Raw genomic sequence first — 1,711 nt, forward strand, 5'->3', positions numbered from 1 at the left:
AGTCCCGTTCGTGGAGGGCCTTCGTTTCCTTGTAGACCCTGTTCAGATCCCCCACCCAGCGCCTGACGCCGGCGTTGGGCTCCCGCTCCAGGAGGTGCCACTCCAGGGGGCTGTCGTGGTCCCACTCTTTTTCCTGGGCGAACTCACCGCCCATGAAGAGCAGTTTCTTCCCCGGATGGGCGAACATGTACCCGTAAAGCAGCCTAAGAGAGGCGAATTTTTCCCATCCGTCGCCGGGCATCTTGCCGATCAGGGAACCCTTCTCGTGGACCACCTCATCGTGGGAAAGGGGCAGCACGAAGTTCTCCGAAAAGGCGTACCAGGCCGAAAAGGTCAGCGAGTCGTGATCGTTCTTCCGGCGGCTGGGATCCTTCGACATGAAGGAGAGGGTATCGTTCATCCACCCCATGTTCCACTTCAGCCCAAAGCCCAGCCCCCCGGTGTGAACGGGCCGGGTCACCATGGGCCACGTCGTCGACTCTTCGGCGAAGGTCTGGATGTCCGGAAAATCCCTGTATAGAGCGATGTTGAGCTCCCTCAGGAACTCCAGGGCCTCCAGGTTTTCCCTCCCGCCGTGGATGTTGGGCACCCACTCCCCCTCCTTCCTGGAATAGTCCAGGTAGAGCATGGAGGTCACTGCATCGACCCTTATCCCGTCGGCGTGGAACTGGTCGGCCCAGAAAGAGGCACTGCTCAGCAGGAAGGACCGCACCTCGTTCCGTCCGTAATTGAAGATGCAGCTCTTCCAGTCGGGGTGAAAGCCCTTCCTCGGGTCGGCGTACTCGAAAAGGTGGGTCCCATCGAACCTCGCCAGCCCGTGGGGGTCATCGGGAAAATGCGACGGTACCCAGTCCAGGATCACCCCTATCCCCGCCCCGTGGAGGATGTCGACGAGGTACATCAGCTCCTCGGGTTTTCCGAACCGGCTCGTGGGGGCAAAATACCCCAGCGTCTGGTACCCCCAGGAACCGTAAAAGGGATGCTCCATCACCGGCAGCAGTTCCACGTGGGTGAAGCCCATCTCCCTGGCATATTCGGCCAACAGGGGAGCCATCTCGCGCCAGGACAGGAACCCACCGTCGCTCCTTCGCCTCCACGACCCAGGGTGCACCTCGTAGATCGACAGGGGGCTCTCCAGGGCGTTTCGCCTCTCCCTTTCGGCCATCCACTCGCCGTCGTTCCAGGCGTGGGAACCGTTCCAGACCACCGAGGCCGTCTTGGGGGCAGTCTCCCAGAAACGGGCGAAGGGGTCTCCTTTCTCGGCGCCTCCTTCGGATGAACCGATATAGAATTTGTATAGAGCTCCCGGTTGCACTCCCGGTACGAAGCCCTCCCAGATGCCCGAGGAGTCGCACCGGGGCTTCAGAGGGCGGTTCTTCTTGTCCCAGCCGTTGAAGTCGCCCATGACGGAAACACCCTCGGCCGCCGGTGCCCATAGGGCGAAGTGGGTGCCCGGACCCTCGTCCAGGTCAAGAAAATGGGCGCCGAGCCTCTCGTAGAGCCGGCAGTGGCGCCCTTCCTTGAAAAGATATATGTCCTGCTCCGTCAGGAGCGAGGTGTCATAGCGCATCGACCCGTCGAGGACCGATCAGGGCATCAGTCCTTCTGTAAAATCCCATAGAAGGAACCGCGCCCGGAGTGGTCGTCGTAGGACCATTTGCCCAGGAAACGGTTCATGAAATCGATCTTCCCCAGGAAGTAGATGGGGGGG

At 61.1% G+C, this 1,711-nt stretch carries 1 protein-coding gene; it reads right to left on the reverse strand.

Features of this window, described 5'->3' with window-relative positions; all coding sequences use genetic code 11:
• Positions 1-1,570, reverse strand: a 1,570-nt coding sequence (glgB, locus tag GX108_06545; GenBank protein ID NLO56693.1) for a 1,4-alpha-glucan branching protein GlgB, incomplete at its 3' end; no start/stop codon positions are given.
• Positions 1,571-1,711: the final 141 nt, after the last annotated feature.

The sequence above is a fragment of the Thermovirga sp. genome (assembly GCA_012523215.1).
GTDB lineage: Bacteria > Synergistota > Synergistia > Synergistales > Thermovirgaceae > 58-81.